The sequence below is a fragment of the Streptomyces scabiei 87.22 genome (assembly GCF_000091305.1).
Classification (GTDB): Bacteria; Actinomycetota; Actinomycetes; order Streptomycetales; family Streptomycetaceae; genus Streptomyces; species Streptomyces scabiei.
In genome coordinates, this window is record NC_013929.1 from 9,493,421 (window position 1) to 9,513,619 (window position 20,199).

The following is a 20,199-nucleotide window of genomic DNA, read 5'->3' on the forward strand; positions in this document are numbered from 1 at the left end:
CGCTCCCTCGGCCCCACCGCCGCACGGCACGCCGTACCATTGCGGCATGTCCTTCCTCCGCCGCCGCAGCGCCACTCCCGCCGGCCCCGAATTCGACGTACTGGCCATGGATCCGGGCGACTGGCCGGGCAATCTCGGTGCCGGTCTGCTGCCCGCCCCCGACGGCAGTTGTCAGGGCGTCTTCCTGCGCTACGACCTCTACGGCGGCCGCGGCCCCGCGATGATCATCGGCAACCTCCCGGAGGGTTCCCCGGCGCGCGAGGTGGCCGAGGGAGAGATCCCCTTCGAGGTGAGCCAGCTGCTGATCGCCCTGGAGAACGAGGAGGAGATCACCGTCGTCGGCTCCGAGGACATGCCGGTGATGCAGGGCGACAACCTCCTGATCGTCCGCCGCCTCAAGCTCTCCGAGTCCCGGATCTCCTGCGTCCAGTTCGACCGCAGCGACAACGTCCTGGTGACCATCGCCGCCTGGGACCGCCCCATCACCGACGACCTGTACGCGCTGCTCAAGCCGCTCCCGGCGGAGCTGTTCCAGCAGGGCTGAAGGCGGCAGGGGACGCAGACGACAAGGGCCGGGTGCACGCGCACCCGGCCCTTCCTCGCGCCCCGTCGTCACACGGCGGGCAGCACCCGCACGTCCGCCGCCCGCACGAACGCCACCCGGTGGCCGAACTGGATCTCGTAGTAGAGGTCCTCGCCGACCACGACCCGATGCCCGCCGGTGTCGAAGGAGACGGCGTAGTAGTACTCGCCGGGCACCTTGTCACCGGCCACGTACCGCTGACCCTTCGGGAGCTTGTACGGCAGCGGCGACACCGCCTGCACGGGGACACCGGCCGGGTACGCCGCCGCCTCCGGGTAGGCGCGGCCGTACACCGGGATGTCCGCGAGGCCGTCCCGGGGCGTCACCAGCAGACCGGCCGCGCCGACCGCCGTCGGCTCGTCTTCGGGGTTCTTGAACCACGCCTTCTGCCCCAGGTACCAGATCGCCGTCCAGTCGCCCTGCCGCTCGGCCACCGCGTAACTCTGACCGGTGGAGACCCGTGATCCGAGGTCGTTCACCCCGGTCGTCGAGGCGCTGCCGTCCGGCCGCAGCCCGATGTCCTTGATCAGGGGCGAGGCCGCGTCGGGCCGGCTGTACAGCCGCACCGCACTGGAGCCGTGCACCGCGCAGGACGCGCCGCCGGACGCACAGCCGGTGAAGACGGGCCGGTTGCCCGCGTAGTCCGGGCGGATGGTGACCATGTCGCTGTCGCCGCCGGACGTCGCGACGAGCGGTGCGCCCAGCAGCTCGAAGTAGTGCCGCCAGTCCCAGTAGGGCCCGGGGTCGGTGTGCATCCCCGGGACCGCCGCCGTCGTCGGGCCGGGCACGGTGTCATGGCCGAGGATGTGCTGCCGGTCCAGCGGGATGCCGTGCTTGTCGGCGAGATACCGCACCAGCCGCGCCGAGGCGCGGTACATCGCCTCCGTGTACCAGGCGTCCGGCGCCGTGAGGAACCCCTCGTGCTCCAGACCGATCGACGCCGCGTTGACGTACCAGTTGCCCGCGTGCCAGCCCACGTCCTTGGCCTTGATGTGCTGGGCGATGTGCCCGTCCGTGGAGCGCAGCGAGTACTGCCACGACACGTACGTCGGGTCCTGGACCAGTTCGAGGGCGCTGTCCCAGTAGCCCTCGATGTCATGGACGACGATGTACCGCACGGGCTGCGAGTTCGGCCGGTCGGCCAGGTCGTGGTTGCCGTAGTCGTCGTCGCCGAACTCCGCGTAGGCGGCCGGGACCCACTCGCAGGACACCGTCGCCGGGCACTCCGTGGCGCCCGCGGCCGACGTGCGCAGCCCCGCCCGGGACAGCTGCCCGGTCCGGGGGACGAGACCGGGCTCGGCGGTCAGCACCACCCGCTGGCCGGCGTCCGTGACGCGCCCGGCGCCGTCGCGGATCACGGCGAACACCTCGTCCGCGTACGCCGCGGCGGTCGCCCGGTCGTCGGCGCCGGAGAAGCGGGCCACGGCGCCGTACCAGTCCGCCGGATCGGCACTCGGCCGTACGCCCAGCTCCCGCTGTGCGTCGGCGAGCAGGGCGGCACCGCCCGCCACGTTCGCGGCGGGGTCCGTGCGCAGTGTCCGCTCCGGCAGGCCGGTCAGGGCGGCCGCCCGCGTCAACGTCCGCAGCCGGGCCGGGATCCGGGTCGGTGCGGGCCGGCCGGCCTCGGCGACCCGGCGTGGCCGGGAGCCGTCTCCGCGCGGGTCCTCGGCGCCCTCGCCGTGGTGCGGGGCCTCGGCGAGGGCGGTACGGGCGTCGGTCAGGTGCATGGGGCCGTAGCCGCCGGTGACGCTCGGCGCTCCGCCGTGCGTGTCCCAGCGGGACTGCAGATAGGAGACGCCCAGCAGCACGTCGCGCGGCACGCCGTACTCGGCCGCCGCGGTGCCGAACGCGCCCTGCAGACGGGCCGGGGCGGCGGAGGGCAGGCCGGCGGGCGGGGCCGCGCCCAGCAGGGGCAGCAGCAGGACGGCGGGGGCCGCGGCCAACGCCGATCTGCGCGCACGTCCGGGGCGCGGGGTGGGTCTGCGGTCGGTGGGGGAACCTCGCAAGGCGGCCTCCTGTAACGGTGGGGCGTTGGCGGGGGCGTGCGGGACCGGACGGCAGCAGTGCCGCCGGCCCGCCGACGATCCGTCAATCATGCCCGCACCGGGCGCCTTCCGCGGTGATTGTTCACCCGTGACGACGCGGGCCGCGCTGCCCGGCGGCCCGCGTCGAGACGGGGGAGGGGCCCGCCGACATGGCAAAGGCCCGCGGTGCGCCACCCCCTTGCACAGGGGCGCACCGCGGACCTTCGTTCCTTCAGCGAGTGCCGACCGCCGCCCGGACGGCCTTGCGGGCCAGCTGGCAGTCGTCGTGCAACCGCCTGAGCAGCAACCGCTGTTCCTCGCCGGACGGCGCGGCAGCCGGGTGGGCCGGGCCCGGCGCCGTCGGGGTCGTGTCGTGCATCGAACGCTGCACGGCCGTCTCGTAGGTACGGATCTCCCGGGTCAGGACGAGCATCAGGTTCACCAGGAAGGCGTCCCGCGAGGCAGGCCCCGCCGACTGCGCCAGCTGACTGATCTGCCGCCGCGCCACCGGCGCGTCCCCGAGCACCGCCCACAGCGTGGCCAGGTCGTACCCCGGGAGATACCACCCCGCGTGCTCCCAGTCCACCAGCACCGGACCGGCCGGTGAGAGCAGGATGTTCGACAGCAGGGCGTCGCCGTGGCAGAACTGGCCCATGCCCTGACGGCCCGACGCGTGGGCGATGCCGTGCAGGAGCTTCTGCAGGTCTCCCATGTCCCGGTCGGTCAGCAGCCCCAGCTCATGGAACCGGGAGATCCGCTCCGCGTAGTCCAGCGGGGCGTCGAACGTCCCCGTCGGCGGTCGCCACGCGTTCAGCCGGCAGATCGCGCCGAGCGCCGCCCGGATGTCCGCGCGCGGCGGCGCCTCCGCCGGATGCCGCTGCAGGGCGGCCACCCGGCCCGGCATCCGCTCGATGACCAGGGTGCAGTTGTCCGGGTCCGCCGCGATCAGCCTCGGCGCCCGCACCGGCGGGCGGTGCCGGACGAACGAGCGGTATGCGGCTATTTCGTGCCGGAACCGCTCCTCCCAGATGGAGGAATGATCCAGTAAACACTTGGCGACGGCCGTACTGCGCCCGGTCGTACCGACGAGCAGCACCGAACGGCCGCTGCGGCGCAGCACCTGGACCGGAGTGAACTCGGGGCAGATGCGATGCACCGACGCGATCGCCGTGCGCAGCTGCGCACCCTGGGGACCCGACAGGTCCAGTCTGCCGCTGAGCGGCTGGGTGCCGAGCCCCGGCGAGCGCCGCGCCCGTCCGGCACCGAGCATCGGGGCCGCCGTACGCGTGGGGTCGAGGTAGGGGCCGCCGCCGCCCGGCTGGCGGGGGTGCAGCGACCGGGGAGGAGCGGACACGGAGGACGATGCTGCGTACATGGGGGAGACAGATCCCTTCGTGTGCCGGCAATGTCACGCGCTGCCCGCCCCGGCCGTCCGGGGGCACCCTGGGGAGTGCCCGTCGGGCCGACCGGGTCGGGGTGGCGCTTTCCTACCTGACACCGGATGGGCCGTGGCACACCATGTAGCGCACCCTGGCGAAGCCTGGCGAATAGTCCCCGTGCAACTGACAGCGGGCTACATTCAACTCAGCCGAGAACCTGGGGGCTTGACGTGAGCGGACCGTCCAACACTCGACTCGCAGACCTGTTCGGCCTGGCCGGCTGGTCCAAGGGAGAGCTCGCGAGACTGGTCAACCGGCAGGCGGCGGCCATGGGCCACCCCCAGCTGGCGACCGACACCTCACGGGTGCGGCGATGGATCGACATGGGAGAGATCCCGCGCGATCCCGTACCGCGGGTGCTGGCGGCCCTGTTCACCGAGCGTCTCGGCCGTGTCGTGACCATCGAGGACCTCGGTCTGGTCCGGCACGGGCGTACGGGGAAACGGCGGGGCGGCGGGAATGCGGAGCATCCCGACGGCGTGCCGTGGGCGCCCGAACGGACTGCCGCGGTCCTCACCGAATTCACGGGAATGGACCTCATGCTCAACCGACGCGGCTTGGTGGGCGCGGGTGTCGCGCTCACCGCGGGACCTGCTCTCAGCAGCGCCATGCACGACTGGCTGCACACCGATCCGGCCCTCGCGGCCGACGCCCCCGACCTCGACGACCCCCTGCACGCCGATCCCGCCGGGTACGACCGCTACGAGGCCGCCCCCATCGGGGTGCAGGAGATCGAGGAACTGGAGCGCTCGGTCGAGGTGTTCCGGGCCTGGGACGCGGCCCGGGGCGGCGGGCTGCAACGCAAGGCTGTCGTGGGACAGCTCAACGAGGTGGGAGGCATGCTCTCCTACCATCATCCCGAACGCATCCAGCGGCGCCTGTGGGGCGTCGCCGCCAACCTCGCCGTCCTCGCCGGCTGGATGTCGCACGACATCGGCCTCGAACCCACCGCCCAGAAGTACTTCATCATCGCCGCCCACGCCGCCCGGGAGGGCGGTGACCGGCCCCGAGCCGGCGAGGCCCTCTCCCGGGCGGCCCGGCAGCTGGTGCACCTCGGCAAGCCCGACGAGGCGCTCGATCTGATGAAGCTCGCCCATTCCGGCTCCGGCGAGCAGGTGCTGCCCCGCACCAGGGCCATGCTGCACACCGTCGAGGCCTGGGCCCAGGCGTCCATGGGCAAGGGCCAGGCCATGCGCCGCACCCTCGGACAGGCCGAGGACCTGTTCGTCTCCGACCGGTCGGACGTGCCGCCGCCCAGCTGGATGCAGATGTTCAAGGAGGAGGACCTGTACGGCATGCAGGCCCTGGCCTACCGCACCCTCGCGGAGCACGACCCGGCCGCGGCCAAGCAGGCCCAGCACTATGCGCAGAAGGCACTGGAGCTGCGCGTCGACGGCCGGCAGCGGTCCAAGATCTTCGACTTCCTGTCCATGGCCTCGGCCTGCTTCATCGGCGACGACCCCGAACAGGCCGACCGGTACGCCCGTCTCGCTCTGATGTCGATGGGCTCCAACTCCTCCCACCGCACCTGGGACCGGCTGCGTGAGATGTACCGGCTCACCGGTCAGTACTCCAGCTACCCCAAGATCCAGGAGCTGCGGGAGGAGCTCAAACTCGCCCTGCCCAAGCCCCAGTCGAAGAACAGGGGCGACATCGCCCCGGCGTGAGCGCCGTGCACGGCCTCCGGACCGTCCGGAGCCGTCACCGGTACGTCCTCAGGAGCTGACCCTGGCGACGAGTACACAGGCGTCGTCCGCACGCTCGGCCTCGCCGAACTCCTCCACCACCGTCCGTACACATTCCTGGGCCGTACGGGCCCCGCCGAACCGCGGGGCCAGGTCCAGCAGCCGCTCGACGGCCGCCTCTCCGTCGCGCCGGGGCACCAGTCCGTCGGTGTGCAGGAGCAGCAGGTCGCCCTGTTCGAGCGTCACTTCGGCCTGCCCGTAGACGGCACCGGAGGTCGCTCCGAGCAGGACGCCGTCAGGCGCCGTCAGCACGTGCCCCGTCCCGTCGCGGAACAGCAGCGGGGCGGGGTGCCCCGCCTGCGCCCATACGAGGGTGCGGGTCGCGGGCCGGTAGCGGCAGCAGACGGCGCTGCCGAGGGCCGGTTGCACGGTGGTGTCCAGCAACTGGTTGAGGCAGGCCATCAACGGGCCCGGCTCGGTGCCCGCCATCGCCATGCCGCGCAGGGCGCCGATCAGCATCGCCATGCCGGAGGTGACGGTGACGCCGTGTCCGGTGAGGTCGCCGACGCTCAACAGGCTCTCGCCGCCGGGCAGTTCGAGGGCGTCGTACCAGTCGCCGCCGATGAGCGCGCTGGTCGAGCAGGGCAGGTAGTGGGCGGCCAGGTCCAGCCTTTCGGGTCCCTGCCGGGGGAGCCGCAGGGAGGCCCGCCACGGCGGCAGCACGGCCTCCTGCAGTGCGACCGCGAGCCGGTGCTCGGTCTGGGCGATGTGCCGCTGCCGGTTCAGCGAGTCACGGGTCTCGCTCTCCACCCGTTCGCTGCGCCGCAGTTCGCTGACGTCCCGCAGGACGGCCCACATCGAGGCCGTGGCGCCGTCCTCGTCGAGGACGGGCTCGCCCATCATGTGCACGGTGCGCACCCCGCCGTCGGGGAGCACGATCCGGAACTCCCCGTCGATGCGTCTGGCGTCGATCAGGCAGTCCGTGACCATGGCGGTCAGCGTCGGCCGGTCGTCGTCGAGGACCAGCGACGGCAGCTCGTCGAGGGTGAGCGGCGGGGAGGCGGGGTCACGGCCGAGGATCTGGTACAGCTCCCCGGACCAGTCGGCCTCGTCCGTGAGCAGGTTCCACTCGGCGCTGCCGACCCGGCTGAGGAGGGAGGGGCGCGGGGGCGCCGGGGGCGGGGCGGCCGGCGCGGGGGCCGGTGGCGGGGCTGGGCCGTCCCGCAGCTGGGCCAAGTGGTCGTCGAGGTCGCTGAGTTGATGTAAGGCCAGGTCGTAGAGCGCGCGCTGCCAGCGGACCTCGGGGTCCTCCGTGTCGACGGGCGCGTCACGGCGTACGGCGTCCACGTCGCCCCGCAGTCGCCGCGTCTGCGAGATGAGGGCGTCGACCGTGCCGCGGCTGGGCGGCTGGGCGGAAGGACGATCCGCAGAGAGAGGGGACGGCATCACGTACTCCGATGGGGGACGGTACGACCAACGCTGACGTAAGGGCCGATTACGACTGTTGCACAGCCCGCGACGCGCTGTAAGGGATTTGGCAAGACACGATGCGGTGGTGCTTCCGGCATATGTCACGGTCCTTGCGGTCGAGATCTTCCCCGGTGTTCCGGTACGTCTTCGTGGGCCCCAAGTCGTAGGAAGAGTACGTGACTTGACGGAGTGTCGGTTCCCGTCACACGTCTTTCATTCCCGTGTTCGAAGGGCATATGTGCGACTGTTCCACGAGGGAAATGAGTGACATGGGTCACAGTGATGAATCCAGAGGGACGCGGGCCACGAAAACCCTTCGCGAGGTCGAGAACGCACGTGGGCGCACGGGTCGGCCCGCGTCGCAGAAAGAGCTTCACCGAAACGGAGACCGTTCAATGACCGTCACGCTGGAACAGCCCGCCCGCGCTCTCCTCGTCACCGCCGAGGACCGGGAGGTGCCGGTGCCCGCGAGCCTGCGCTACCGCTCCGACGACCCGCTGGCCGTGCACCTCGACTTCCCGGCGGACATCTCGCTGAACGGCACCATGGTGACCTGGACGTTCTCCCGTGAGCTGTTGGAGAAGGGGGTGGGGGCACCCTCCGGCAACGGCGACGTGCACATCTGGCCCTGCGGCCGCCTGCGCACGGTGGTGGAACTGCACTCCCCGTACGGCACCGCCCTGCTCCGGTTCGAGAAGGCGGCGCTCCAGCGTTTCCTGCTGCGCAGCTACGGCGTCGTCCCCGCCGGACGGGAGGAGCTGGGCCCGGCGCTCGACCGGGGGCTGACGTCGCTCCTGCGCGGCGTGTGACGGCCCGCGCGGCTCAGTAGCGCAGGACCCCCGCGATGCCCCGGGCGTCGCTCAGCATGCCGTCGGGGACGAAGAAGATCTCGGCACCGGTGTCCAGGCACCGTTCGACGATCTCGTCCACGATGTCCTCACGGGCGTCGAGGTCGCCGCTCTCGGCCGGCACCAGATGGCCGCCCCCCGCCCCGCCGGGGCCGGCGCCGCCCCCGTCGGAGCGGACGTTCGCGCGGTAGTTCTCCTCGACGGCCAGCAGCCCCACGCGGCCCTGCTGGGCGTTCTGCCAGATCTCGTCGAGACCGGCCGCGAACTCCTTGCTGCCGCGCGCCGTCTCCAGTCGCCGGGCCACGAGGTCGGCGTTCCTGCGCTCCTCGGCGGCGACCAGGGGCCCGACCGCCTGCCACACGGCGTCAGGGGTGCCGTGCGCCAGACCGCCGTGCGGGAGGTGGGTGGCGTCCCGGGTGACCGTGCCCATCTCGTCGAACAGGGCCAGCGCGGCAGGCGCCCCGGTGACGTACAGCGGCCGGTGCCGTGCGCGCATGACCCGCGCCAGCGCGGTGTCGGCGTCCCGCAGGAAGCGCCGGGTGTCCTCGTCGCGGAAGGCGGACGGCAGGTCGCCGGTCCGCTCCTGGCGCTCGGCGTCGAAGTTGTCGCGCTCCCGGGTCAGGGGGAAGCCGCCGGTGTGCGCCTCCTTGACCCGGTCGCCGCCCCCGTTCCACAGCGTGACCCGGTCCGAGGCGACCGAGAGCACCCAGAAGGACCGCTCGGCGGCCCGCGCCGCCACCAGGTTCCGGGTGAGGAAGGTGTCCGAGAGCACCACGCGTTCCGGTACGGGCCGGGTCAGGGACCAGACCTGGTGCTCACCGGGCGCGGCGAAGATCACCAGACCGTCCTCGGCGTGCGCCAGATCCACCTCGGCCAGTGCCTGGTCCAGCTGCCGGACGACATCGGCGCGCCGCTCGCGCGTCACGGCGGGATCGTGCTCCAGCCGTTTCCTGGCCTCGGCGACCACATTGCGCAGCCGGACCGGATCCTGGGCCTTCTCCGGTTCCCTGCGGTGGGTCGGTGTCAGCACCGAGACCGCGGGGTAGGGCCGCGGGCGGCGCAGTTCGGTCAGGGTCGCGGTACTGAGGGCATGCTCCATGACTTCACGATAGGACCGATCCGGGTGTCGGGCATTTGGGGTAATCCGGACCTTGCCGTGAAGGGTTCCGACGGCCCGCCGAGGACGGCGGTGAGCCCGCCGGTACGCACCCTCACGGGGCGCGCCGACGGGCTCCTCGGTGCCGTGGTGCCGTGGTGCCGTGGTGCCGTGCGGTCGTCGTCGCGGTCAGCCGACTTCCTTCTCCAGCGCCTTGTCGGCGGCGGCCTTGGACGGCTTCCACCAGGTCGTCACCGGCTCCCAGACCTTGACCTTCTTGCTCGCGCCGAGCTGCTTGAGGGTGAACGTGCGGCCGTCGAGGTTGGGGTTGGCCGACACCGTGACCGTGTCGACGCGACGGGCCTCCGGGTCCTTCAGGTCGGCGATCGTACGGACGGCCGCGTAGACCGTCTTGCCGGCGCCGACCTTGTACGGGCCGCTCTCGCCGGACGGCACCGGCTGGGCCGCCCCGTCCAGGTCGCCGAAGGTCACCACGGGCAGGCGGTCGATGGTGCAGGTGCGGGTGCCGGTGTTCTTGACACTGATGTGCACGACCCGCGTGTCCTTCGCCTGCTTGGCCGCCAGCTTGAGGACCTTGGACTTGCAGACCGGCGTCGTGGCGGCGGGCTGGGCGGCCAGTCCCTGCGGGGCGGCGGCGATGAGCAGCGCGGCGCCGGCGGTCGCCACGGTGGAGACGGTGAGGAAGGAACGGATACGCATCGGTGGAATCCCCCAGTATTGGTCACGTACAGGTACGGCACGCGCAATCGTGACGTCTGCCCAGTGTGACGTCCGGGGTGTGCGCGGGGTTGTACCGAACCTGTGCGTGTTACAAGCCCGATGCTCAGTCGTCGGCTCCGCATGAACTTCCGTCGTCCGGCAGCGTCCCGAACAGCAGGAAGTCGTCGACCTTCTCGTGCACGCACGAGGAGGACCCGTAACCGGTGTGCCCCTTGCCCTTGTTGTCGAGGACGACGGCCGAGGAGCCGAGCCGCTTCGCCGTCTCGACCGTCCAGCGGTAGGGGGTCGCCGGGTCGCCCCGGGTGCCCACCAGCAGCATCTTCGGGGTGCCGACGTCCCGCACCTTCTCGCGGATGAAGTCGGTGCCCGCGGGGCGGCCGTAGCACATCAGCACCTGCGTCAGCCGGTAGGCGCCGAAGACGGGGGAGGCGTCCTCGTAGGCCTCCCGCAGGTCCTCCAGATCGTCGGTGATCCTCCGGGCGGAGGGCCGGTCGGGGTCGTCGGCGCAGTTGATCGCCATGAGCGCGGCCGGGTAGTTGTCCATCGGCACCTTCTCGGCGTCGACGAGCCCGGCGTGCGGAGTCGGGGTTCCGGAGGCGGTGGGTTCGGCGGGCTCGTGCGGGCGGGCCGGGACCACGGACCGGTACAGGGCGGTGTGCGGGGCGAAGCCGCCGCCCGAGAGGGCCATGACGCCCCGGGTGTCGCCGTCGTGGACGAGCATGTTGAGCGCCTGTGTGAGCAGGGGCCACAGCTGTTCGCTGTAGAGGGCGTGACCGATGGCGCCCACCAGGTCCTGACCCGTGAAGTCCGCCCCGAAGTCCGAGGGCACGGGGTACTCGTCCAGCGATTCGACCAGGGCGACGACCTGCTCGCGGGCGGAGCGGGAGTCCTGTCCGAACGGGCACGTCAGCTGCTCGGTGCAGGCGTCGAGGTAGTCCTCCAGCGCGGTCTGCTGGCCCGCCGCGCCGACCAGTCCCTGCTCGGTCAGCGGTTCGGTCAGGGTGTCCACCCCGTCGAGGACCATGCGGCCCACCTTGTCGGGGAACCGCGCCGCGTAGACCGCGCCCAGCCGCGTCCCGTAGGAGAAGCCGAGGTAGTTGAGCTTCTTGTCGCCGAGGGCGGCCCGCATCACGTCCAGGTCGAGGGCGGCGTCGAGGGTGCCGATGTGCGGCAGCACGGGGCCGGAGTGCTTCCGGCACGCGGCGGCGGCCCGTCGCAGCGTGGTCAGCGCCGCCTGCGGATCGTCGGCGTCCTGTCCGTCGTCGGTCGCCTCCAGCGCCTCCTCGGTGCCCTCGCCGCAGCTGACGGGGGAGGAGCGGCCCACACCGCGCGGGTCGAAGGAGACGAGGTCGTAGCCGTTGGTGAGATCCATGAAGTCCGCGCCGCTGTAGGCGAGTTCGGGGACGCCCGGGCCGCCGGGGCCGCCGAAGTTCAGCAGCAGCGAGCCGCGCCGGTCGCCGGTGCCCCGGTAGCGGGCCACCGCCAGGTCGAGGGTGCCCGCCCGGGGCCGCGCGTAGTCGAGCGGCACGGTGACCTTGCCGCACCGCAGATCCCGGGGTGCCTCCAGGCCGTCGCACGCCGACCACGTGATCTTCTGCCGGTAGAAGCGGCTCAGGTCGCCCTGCTCGGCGCCCTCCTGCCTGCCGGCGCCCGCCACCGTGGCCGGCAGTCCGGCCCCCAGCAGGGCCAGCACCGCGACCGCGGCTCCGGCGAGCGGGCACCGTCTGTGCGTGGACCGCATGCGTGCCTCCCGGGACACCCGGCCGGGGCGACCGGGGACGACCCCCGGATCACCATAGGCGGCCCCTTCCGGCCACGCCTCCCAGCGGGCGGAACGGCCGGAACCGCCGTACCCTGCGGCGCAGCGCCGCCGGGAGCGGGTCGCTCGTCCGTGTGAAGGGGACCGGCGGGCGGGCCCCGCGCCCGGCGGCATCGGCCGTTTCCGGCGTCGCGGCCGCGACCGGGTGTCGGCGAGGATGCTGCGGGGCGCGGCCGACCACGCGTGCCCGCGGCCGTCCGCCGGCCGCGCACCCGCGTCAGCGAAGGAGCGCGCAGATGACCTCTGCGGGGCATCAGGACCTCGTCGTCACCCGGGCCACGCCCGACGACTGGGCGGTGGTCGCCCGATGGGCGGGCGACGAGGGCTGGAACCCGGGGCTCTCGGACCCGTCGTGCTTCTTCGCACAGGACCCCGAGGGCTTCTTCATCGGCCGGCTCGACGGTGAACCGGTCTCCTCCGTCTCCGTCGTCACCTACGGCGCCGACCACGCCTTCCTCGGCTTCTACCTGGTCCGCCCGGATCTGCGCGGCCGGGGACACGGCCTCGCCACCTGGCGGACCGCGCTCGCCCACGCCGGCGACCGCACGGTCGGCCTCGACGGCGTGGTCGCGCAGCAGGACAACTACCGCCGGTCCGGCTTCGAGCCCGCCCACCGCACCTACCGGTACGCGGGAGTGATCCCGGAGGCCGCCCCGCCCGACGGCCTCGTGCCGGTCCGCGACGCCGCCTCCCTCGCCGCGTACGACAACGCCTGCCACCCGGCCGACCGCCCCCGCTTCCTGGAACGCTGGCTGACCACCGACGGACACCGGGCCCTCGCACGGATCGTCGACGGGCGGCTCGCCGGCTACGGCGTGATCCGCCCCGGCCGGGACGCCCTGCGGATCGGCCCCCTGTTCGCCGACACCCCGGCGGACGCCCGCGCGCTCCTCGCCGGGCTCGCCGCCGAGGCCGCGGGCCGCGCGCTGGCCATCGACGTGCCGGAGCCGAACACGGCCGCCGTGGCGCTGGCCGAGGAGTACGGGCTGACCCCGTCCTTCGAGACGGCCCGCATGTACACCGGCCCGGTCCGCCCGTACGCCACGGAGCGCGTCTACGGGATCACGACGCTCGAACTCGGCTAGGGCGTGTTGCGAAAGTCCCGTCGTTCGCCCGAAGGGCGGGCCTTTCGCAACACGCCCTAGACGAGGGGACGGTGTCCTCCGCCCCGGACCCGGCCGGAGTGTCCGGCGTCCCGGGCGGCGGCCTCCTTCCGGAACGCCCACTCCATGCGTGGTTCGACGACACAGCGCAGGGTGGTTCGTACGGGCGCGGTGCACAGCAGGGTGATGCCGCCGGCCGCGACGGCCGTCACCGCGAGCTGCCCGAGCGGGGTGTGGACCCACTCCACGGCGTACCAGTCGCGGAAACGCGCCCACTTGATCACGAAACCGTGCAGCAGGTAGCCGTACATCGTGCCGGCGCCCAGCGCGGTGAACCACAGCCGCCGGCGCGGCACCCAGGCCAGGAAGCAGGCCGTCAGCAGCACCGCCAGACAGAACAGAGCGGGCGTGGTCAGCAGGCCCGCCCAGCGGGGCGCGCCCTGACCGGTGACACTGCCCCGGTGGTAGAACCAGCCCGCGTCGAACCACGGGGCCACCCGGTACGCGGCCAGGTACGCCCCGAGACCCACCGGGAGCAGACACAGCCGCGCCCGGCGGGTCCGCAGCCGCTCGAAGTGCTCGGCCCGCAGGGTCAGCCCGAGCACGAAGAACGGCAGGAACCCCAGCACCCGCTGGAGGGAGACGTCGCCGCCGAGGTCCGGGGAGACGGCCGCCAGCGTCGCCAGGCCCAGCGCGACGGGCAGCGGATGACGCAGCATCAGCCACAGGGGCGTGGTCAGCCTCCAGACGAAGAGCGCGACCAGGAACCACATCACGTACCAGGGGTCCAGCAGGCTCAGCGGATAGCCCGGATCGTCCTGCGCCCAGCGGTAGAACAGCGTGTACGCCGTCTCGAACACGACGTACGGCAGCACCACCCCCGTCATCAGCCGCTTCAGCCGGCCCGGCGCCATGTCGAAACTTCGCGAGAAGTAGCCGGAGATCAGGGCGAAGGCGGGCATGTGGAAGGCGTAGACGGTCAGATACGCGGCCGTCACGGTCCGGCTGCCGTACGTCAGCGGCTCCCACGCGTGCCCGCAGGCCACCAGGACGATGGTCAGGTACTTCGCGTTGTCGAAGTACGGGTCCCGCGAGGTCCGCCCGGCTCGCGGCCCGGCCCGCTCGGGCGGGACCGGCGGCGCCGGGCCGACGTGCTGCACCGCGTCTTCGGACATCGGGGAGGTCTCCGGGCTGCGAGGACGGAACCCGGACCGCCTGCCCCGTCCCGCCCGGCTCACTCCTCCTCGGCCACCGCGCGCGGGCGAATTCCATTGCCAGGGTGAACGACTGATGATGGAGTGAGCGGTATGGATCACGCTGCTGTGCTGGCACTGTTCGACCGCGACATGCGCGAGGGCGCCCGCCCCGACGGGCCCGGCGCCCGGATCGAGCGCGTGGGCGGGGTGGTGCGGCAGGTCGGTTTCGAGAACGGCTGGAGCGGCGTCGTCTGGTCCGACCTGGACGAGGCGGGCGCCGACGCGGCGATCGCCGAGCAGATCCGGTACTTCTCCGGCCTCGGCCGCGACTTCGAGTGGAAGCTGTACGGCCACGACCTCCCCGTCGACCTGGGGCAGCGCCTGCGCGACGCCGGGTTCACGGCCGACCCGGAGGAGACGCTGATGGTCGCGGAGGTCGCCGACCTGAGCCTCGACGTCGAACCGCCCGAGGGCGTCCGGCTGCTCCCGGTCACCGACCGCGCGGGCGTGGACATGGTGGCCCGCGTCCACGAGAGGGCCTTCGGCACGGACAGCACCCGGATGCGCCACCAGCTGCTGGCCCAGCTCACGGGGGACCCCGAGTCCGTGGTGGCCGTGGTGGCGCTCGTCGGCGACGAACCGGTGAGCGCCGCCCGGATGGAACTGCTCCCCGGTACCCGCTTCGCCGGCCTGTGGGGCGGCGGAACCGTCGAGGCATGGAGGGGCCGGGGCGTCTACCGTGCCCTGGTCGCCCACCGCGCCCGCGTCGCCGCCGACCGCGGCTACCGCTATGTGCAGGTCGACGCGCTCGCCACCAGCCGCCCGATCCTGGCCCGCCTGGGCTTCGAGCCGCTCACCACGACCACGCCGTACGAGTACGCCGTGGGGAGCGCGGAGTCCTCCTGAGCGGCCGGGCGGGGAGCGGCGCCCCTCGCGTCACAGGTCGAGCTGGTACTCGATGGACGTGTGCGTGGGCCGGTAGCCGAGCGCGTCGTTGACCCGGCGCATCGGGACGTTCTCCGCGGCCGTGTCGGTCAGCAGGGCGGAGGCCCGGCCGTGGGCGTGCAGCACGGACTTCGCCTTCATCCAGAGCCCCAGCCCGTGGCCCCGGTGCTCCGGCAGCACGGCCGTACCGTAGTGCTGCCCCTCGCCCCGGCCGTCGCCGGGCAGGACGAGCTCCGAGAAACCCACGACGGTGCCGCTGGACGTGTGCACCGCGGCCACGGTGTACAGCGAGTCGCCGCGCTTCGCGATCGCCTCGGCGGCGGCGACGACGCGTTCCACGTCCCAGACCACCGTCCCGTAGTCGGTGTCGCCCATCGGCATGTCGTCCATCGCGCGGCGCGACGCGGCGTAGTTCTGTGCGAGACCGTCCGGTACGACGCCCGCCCAGCTGGTCAGGTGGTAGCCCGGCCGGGGCGCGTCGAGGAGGTGCTTCACGTGGCCGGGGTCGACCGTGGCGAGGTCGAGCCGGGCGTACGTCAGCGTGAGCACCGGGCGGAATCCGCGTGCCGCCAGGAAGGCGTCGCCCGGGGAGCCCCGCTCGGCCTGGGCGACGACCGCGCGCCGGCCGTCGGCACGTGCCGAGCCGGCCGCGGCGTCGAGGAGCGCGGTCCCGACGCCCTGCCGCCGCTCGGCGGGGTGCACGGCCCCCTCCAGCTCGGCCAGGTGGGACTGACCGTCCCTGGTGAACAGCCGCAGGAAGGCGGATCCGAGGGGGCTGCCGTCCGGCGCGGACGCCAGCCAGGCGAGGCGGTGGCTGGACGGGGCGGCGGCGGGATCGACGAGCGGGGTGACGCGCGGGGGCAAGAGGGCTCCGGGACTGGTCGGTGAAGGCGGACGACGGGGCCCGGAGACGCTAGCCACCGGTCAGGACGTCCCGCAACGCAATTCCGGCGCGCAGGGGTGTCCTCCGTGCCCCGGCCTCGGCTTTCACAGGGGCGGCGTCTCGGCACGGCCCGACCGGTGCACCGTCCGCACGGTCGGGCGGCTCGGGTGTGCGGCGGCCTGAAGTGCCCGCCGGACGACCGACGCGGGGTCCCCCTCGTGGTACGGCCGCTCGGACGGCTCGCTGCCGTCGAGGAACTCCTGGTGGCGCAGGGCGTACGAGAGGTGGGCCGGGGGCTCGGCCGGCGCGGGCGTGCGGGCGGGATCGCTCGACGGGACGTGGCTCCAGCAGGCGTCGGCCCGGACACGTACGGCGGTCCCGAGGACGGCGGCCGGCCCGCGGAAGCGAGCCGGCCGCCGTTACCCCTCGCGGGCGTCCTGTTCTACACCTGCGGCGCGCGGCCCGCACGCGGAGTGCCCCTCGCAGCCGCGCCGGCGCACATCAGCCCCAGCAGCAGCGCCAGGCAGCCGATGATGATGTTGTTGACCACGACACCGGCGTCCGGGCTGTCCCCGACGATCCACGCCGCGACGATCATCCACACGCCCAGCGCGCACATGGCCCAGCTCAGCCCGTACATCCGGTCCGGTGCGGCCGTGAAGCCGAGGGCCAGCAGGCCGATGGCGATACCCACGACGAGGTTGTGGGACGCGAGCGCCGGCTGGCTCGTCGAGTAGTGGAGTATCCACGGGGACACGGCGCAGTACAGACCGAGGAGGAACACCGGTCCGTCCACGAGTGCCACATCACGACCACCCAGCATGCGGGCGAACCGGGCCTGCATTTCGGGTGCGTCGGGGTGGCTGGTGATGTCACTCCTGTGTGAGACGTTGGCCATGACTCGAACTCCTTTGAACTCCGCAGGCCCGACCGCGTCCGACGAGTGGGCGGTTGGCGCCGCGTACGTTCATTCTGCTCTTATTTTTCCCTTATGTGTAGTCGTCGGAGTCGAGGGTCCGGGAGGGTGGACCCGCCCCCGAAGAGCGCCGACCGCTCCTCGGAGGCGGGTCCTGGCGGGGGCCGCGCCCTCGACCGGAAGCGCCCCGGTCGTCGGCCCCGCGCCTGCTCCTTCCGTGACCGGCCGGCGCACGGATGCGCGGACCGCTCTCGGATCACATGAAACGTTTGTGCGTCGAATCTCCTTGCGCCTCGGGTGTCCCGGTACCGCCGCCCAGACGGCTCTGCAGCCGCCGTAGACCTCGCCGGGTGTGGCTCTTGACGGTGCCGAGGGGCAGGCCCGTACGCTCCGCGATCTGGAGCTGGGTGAGGTCCTCGTAGAAGGCCAGGTGCAGGACCAGCCTCTGGGGCGCCGGAAGCCCGGCGAGTTCGGCGCGGATCAGCATCCGGTCGAGCACGGCCTCGGGGCTCGCGCGGTCGTGCCCGCCGACGTGCGTGAGCGCGGCGCCCGCCGAGGTGACCAGATCCGCACGACGGGTCCGCGCGGACAGGGCGTCGGCGATCCGGCGCCGGGCGATCCCGACGATCCAGGCCCCCATCGCACCGCGCTCGGAGCGATAGCCGTGCCGCCCCCGCCACACCCCCAGGAACACCTGCTGGGTGACGTCCTCGGCCTCACCGCTGTCCCCGAGACTGCGCTGGGCGAGCGCGTGGACCAGCGCCGACCAGCGGTGGTACGCGGCGGCCAGGCAGTCGTCGTCGCCCGCCACCAGGCCCCGCGCCAGTTCCTCGTCCGCGAGCACGGCGGTCGGACCCACAGGACTCACGAGGGCGGCTCCTCACGCCGGGCGGTGCGCATGGCGCCATCGTGCGAGCCCGTGAGGCGGGGCTTCAAATCGCATCGCTTCTGCATCGTATGATCGCCGCATGGCTGCGAACGGGGAGGAGAGCCCCGCCGATCCGGGACTGACCAGCGGTGCCCTGGCCCGGCGGCTGGGCGTGTCACCCACCACGCTGCGGTCCTGGGACCGCCGCTACGGCATCGGGCCCGAGGTCCGCGGAGACGGCCGGCACCGGCGCTGGAGCCCGCGGGACGTGGCGGTGCTGGAGGAGATGTGCCGGCTGACGTCCGCCGGACTGCCCCCGGGCGAGGCGGCACGCGTGGCACGTGCGGGGACCGCGACCCCGGCGGAGAGCGAGGCGGAGGAGCGAACCGGGGGAGCGCCGCTGCCCGACGGGGGCCGCCCCGGGCCCGCCCGGCCGTCGTCCCCGGGGGGCACCCGCGAGGAGTGCCGGGGCCTCGCCCGCGCCGCCGTACGCCTCGACGCCCCGGCCGTGGAGGACCTGCTGGCCGGGGCCGTCGAGCGGCACGGGCTGACGGCGGCCTGGCAGGACGTGATGGTGCCGACCCTGCACGCGGTGGGCCGCAAGTGGGCCTCGTCCGGCGACCGTTACGTGGAGGTGGAACACCTGCTGTCCTGGCACGTCTCCACCGCCCTGCGCCGCCATACCCGGGCACCCGCGCCCGGTCACGACGCCACCGCCCCCGGCCCCGTCGTCCTGGCCTGCGTGCCCGGCGAACAGCACAGCCTGCCGCTGGAGGCGCTCGGCGCGGCGCTCGGCGAACTCGGCGTACCCGCCCGGATGTTCGGCGCGGCCGTCCCCGCCGAGGCGCTCACCGCGGCGGTCGAGCGGCTCGGCCCGGTGGCCGTCGTGCTGTGGGCCCAGGCCCGCTCCACGGCGAGTCCGCCGCTGGCCGGCCACGTCGCCGCCATGCGCTGGGGGGTGAAGGGTGCCCGCCGGCAGCCGCTCGTCGTGCTCGGCGGCCCCGGCTGGCACGGACGCCCCGCTCCGGGTACGGTCCGGCCGTCCTCGCTGGCGGAGGCGGTGGAGGCGCTGGCCGGACTGTACGGGCGGGCGGGCCGGCCGGATCAGGTACTGCGCCCGCGCAGGAACCGCTCCCGTCCCTCGGCCAGTTCGACGACCGGTTCCGGATAGTCGAGCGCGGCACGGTCCAGTCCCCGCAGCTTCCAGGGCTCGTGCACCGCGGGCGCCGCGAGGTCCGCCAGCTCGGGCACCCAGCGCCGTACGTACTCCCCGTCCGGGTCGTACCGCTTGGCCTGGGTGACCGGGTTGAGGATCCGGTTGGGGCGGGTGTCGGTGCCGGTGCCGGCCATCCACTGCCAGTTGAGCTGGTTGTTGGCCACGTCCCCGTCGACCAGCAGGTCCAGGAAGTGCCGCGCGCCCACGCGCCAGTCGATGTACAGCGTCTTGGCGAGGAAGCTCGCCGTCAGCAGCCGGCCCCGGTTGTGCATCCAGCCCTCGTGGCGGAGCTGGCGCATGGCCGCGTCCACCACCGGGTAGCCCGTACGGCCCGCCCGCCACGCCTCGGCCTCGTCGGGCACGGTACGCCAACGGTCGTGCTTGGCGCGGTAGTCGGCCTTCGCCGCCGCCGGACGGGCGGCCAGCACCTGGCGGTTGAAGTCCCGCCAGGCCAGCTGCCGGACGAACGCCTCGGCGCCAGGACCGCCCGCCCGGCGGGACCGGTGCACGAGTTCGACGGGGGAGAGGGTGCCGAAGTGCAGATGGGGCGAGAGGCGGGAGGTGGCGTCGCCGGCCAGGTCGTCGTGCCGGTCCTCGTACGCCTCGATGCCCGACCGCAGCCAGGCCGAGAACCGGCTGCGGCCCTCGATCTCGCCGCCCGACGCCAGACCGGGGGAGACGCCGGACAGCCCCGCCCGGGAGGGGAGTTCCTCCGAGCCGACGCCGTCCGGCACGTGCACGGCCCGCGGGGCGGCCGACGCCTCCCGCAGCCGCTGCCGCGACCAGTGGCCGAAGTACGGGGTGAAGACCGCGAAGTGGTCCGTGGAGGCCGGCAGCACCGCGCCGGGGTCCACCGCGGACGTCACCGTGGCGTGGACGTGCAGGCGCACGCCCTCGGCCTCCAGCGCGCGCCGCAGCCGCTCCTCGCGGCGCTGGGCGTACGCGCTGACGTCGGCCGCGAGGTGCACCTCGTCGGCGTCCGCCTCGGCGGCCACCTTGCACACCTCCTCCACCACGTCCCCGGAGCGGACCACGAGCCGGCCGCCCCGCTCGCGCAGCCCGGTGTCCAGGTCGCGCAGACAGTCGGCGAGGAACGCCAGACGGTTGGGCGCCGCGAACCCGGCACCGGTCACGTCCCGGTCGCGCACGAACAACGGGACCACCTGCCGCGATCCGTCGAGCGCGGCACGCAGCGGCGGATGGTCGTGCAGCCGCAGATCGCAGGTGAACAGGACGACCGAGACGTTCATGTCGGCTCCGGGGAGAAGAGGGAGGGGCGTCGGCTGCTTCCGGCCGCGGGCACCCGGCGGATGCACGGACCGGCGGCGGGGCGGGAGCACGGTGGCGCGGGGCGCCCGGAACGGGCC

At 73.3% G+C, this 20,199-nt stretch carries 17 protein-coding genes; 6 read left to right on the plus strand and 11 right to left on the minus strand.

What is annotated here, in order from left to right; genetic code table 11:
* Window positions 1-46: 46 nt before the first annotated feature.
* Window positions 47-544, plus strand: coding sequence for a hypothetical protein (locus SCAB_RS40630; protein WP_013005881.1), 498 nt, complete (start codon window positions 47-49; stop codon window positions 542-544).
* Window positions 545-612: 68 nt separating this feature from the next.
* Here SCAB_RS40630 and SCAB_RS40635 read toward each other — a convergent pair whose 3' ends face one another.
* A complete protein-coding gene (locus SCAB_RS40635; RefSeq protein WP_041670179.1) occupies window positions 613-2,589 on the minus strand; it encodes an N-acetylmuramoyl-L-alanine amidase in 1,977 nt (658 codons plus the stop codon).
* A gap of 250 nt (window positions 2,590-2,839) precedes the next feature.
* A complete protein-coding gene (locus SCAB_RS40640; RefSeq protein WP_013005883.1) occupies window positions 2,840-3,982 on the minus strand; it encodes an aminoglycoside phosphotransferase family protein in 1,143 nt (380 codons plus the stop codon).
* A 234-nt stretch (window positions 3,983-4,216) separates the two neighbouring features.
* On the opposite strand from SCAB_RS40640, the gene SCAB_RS40645 reads away from it, so the two are divergent.
* Window positions 4,217-5,713, plus strand: coding sequence for a DNA-binding protein NsdB (locus SCAB_RS40645; RefSeq protein WP_013005884.1), 1,497 nt, complete (start codon window positions 4,217-4,219; stop codon window positions 5,711-5,713).
* 48 nt (window positions 5,714-5,761) lie between these two features.
* Here the strand turns inward: SCAB_RS40645 and SCAB_RS40650 are convergent, their stop codons facing one another.
* Window positions 5,762-7,177 (minus strand): PP2C family protein-serine/threonine phosphatase, encoded by a 1,416-nt coding sequence (locus SCAB_RS40650; protein WP_041670181.1) that lies wholly within the window; start codon window positions 7,175-7,177, stop codon window positions 5,762-5,764.
* Between the two features lie 419 nt (window positions 7,178-7,596).
* On the opposite strand from SCAB_RS40650, the gene SCAB_RS40655 reads away from it, so the two are divergent.
* Window positions 7,597-8,010 (plus strand): SsgA family sporulation/cell division regulator, encoded by a 414-nt coding sequence (locus SCAB_RS40655; protein ID WP_013005886.1) that lies wholly within the window; start codon window positions 7,597-7,599, stop codon window positions 8,008-8,010.
* 13 nt (window positions 8,011-8,023) lie between these two features.
* On the opposite strand, the gene SCAB_RS40660 is transcribed toward SCAB_RS40655, so the two are convergent.
* The 3 genes from SCAB_RS40660 to SCAB_RS40670 form a co-directional block, all read right to left on the minus strand.
* On the minus strand, window positions 8,024-9,148 hold the full coding sequence (locus SCAB_RS40660; RefSeq protein WP_013005887.1) for a baeRF3 domain-containing protein: 1,125 nt from the start codon (window positions 9,146-9,148) through the stop codon (window positions 8,024-8,026).
* Window positions 9,149-9,334: 186 nt separating this feature from the next.
* On the minus strand, window positions 9,335-9,865 hold the full coding sequence (locus SCAB_RS40665; RefSeq protein ID WP_013005888.1) for a DUF4232 domain-containing protein: 531 nt from the start codon (window positions 9,863-9,865) through the stop codon (window positions 9,335-9,337).
* 124 nt (window positions 9,866-9,989) lie between these two features.
* Window positions 9,990-11,627 (minus strand): alpha/beta hydrolase, encoded by a 1,638-nt coding sequence (locus SCAB_RS40670; protein WP_041670183.1) that lies wholly within the window; start codon window positions 11,625-11,627, stop codon window positions 9,990-9,992.
* Between the two features lie 314 nt (window positions 11,628-11,941).
* Here SCAB_RS40670 and SCAB_RS40675 point away from each other — a divergent pair, with 314 nt between their 5' ends.
* The gene (locus tag SCAB_RS40675) at window positions 11,942-12,790 is read left to right on the plus strand and encodes a GNAT family N-acetyltransferase (protein WP_013005890.1); all 849 of its coding nucleotides are present in this window, start codon (window positions 11,942-11,944) and stop codon (window positions 12,788-12,790) included.
* Between the two features lie 56 nt (window positions 12,791-12,846).
* Here SCAB_RS40675 and SCAB_RS40680 read toward each other — a convergent pair whose 3' ends face one another.
* Window positions 12,847-13,983, minus strand: coding sequence for an acyltransferase family protein (locus SCAB_RS40680; RefSeq protein WP_041670185.1), 1,137 nt, complete (start codon window positions 13,981-13,983; stop codon window positions 12,847-12,849).
* Between the two features lie 132 nt (window positions 13,984-14,115).
* On the opposite strand from SCAB_RS40680, the gene SCAB_RS40685 reads away from it, so the two are divergent.
* Window positions 14,116-14,910, plus strand: a complete 795-nt coding sequence (locus SCAB_RS40685; RefSeq protein WP_013005892.1) for a GNAT family N-acetyltransferase — start codon at window positions 14,116-14,118, stop codon at window positions 14,908-14,910.
* Window positions 14,911-14,940: 30 nt separating this feature from the next.
* On the opposite strand, the gene SCAB_RS40690 is transcribed toward SCAB_RS40685, so the two are convergent.
* The 3 genes from SCAB_RS40690 to SCAB_RS40700 all read right to left on the minus strand — a co-directional run bounded on the left by SCAB_RS40690 (window position 14,941) and on the right by SCAB_RS40700 (window position 17,616).
* A complete protein-coding gene (locus tag SCAB_RS40690; RefSeq protein ID WP_013005893.1) occupies window positions 14,941-15,813 on the minus strand; it encodes a GNAT family N-acetyltransferase in 873 nt (290 codons plus the stop codon).
* A gap of 461 nt (window positions 15,814-16,274) precedes the next feature.
* Window positions 16,275-16,730 (minus strand): SPW repeat protein, encoded by a 456-nt coding sequence (locus SCAB_RS40695; RefSeq protein ID WP_013005894.1) that lies wholly within the window; start codon window positions 16,728-16,730, stop codon window positions 16,275-16,277.
* A 274-nt stretch (window positions 16,731-17,004) separates the two neighbouring features.
* A complete protein-coding gene (locus SCAB_RS40700) occupies window positions 17,005-17,616 on the minus strand; it encodes an RNA polymerase sigma factor (RefSeq protein WP_046774117.1) in 612 nt (203 codons plus the stop codon).
* Between the two features lie 100 nt (window positions 17,617-17,716).
* Here SCAB_RS40700 and SCAB_RS40705 point away from each other — a divergent pair, with 100 nt between their 5' ends.
* Entirely contained in the window at window positions 17,717-18,787 is a 1,071-nt protein-coding gene (locus tag SCAB_RS40705) for a MerR family transcriptional regulator (protein WP_041670186.1), read from the plus strand.
* Here SCAB_RS40705 and SCAB_RS40710 read toward each other — a convergent pair.
* Window positions 18,721-20,082, minus strand: a complete 1,362-nt coding sequence (locus SCAB_RS40710; RefSeq protein ID WP_013005897.1) for a cryptochrome/photolyase family protein — start codon at window positions 20,080-20,082, stop codon at window positions 18,721-18,723. The two genes, SCAB_RS40705 and SCAB_RS40710, sit on opposite strands and share 67 nt — an antisense overlap.
* Window positions 20,083-20,199: the final 117 nt, after the last annotated feature.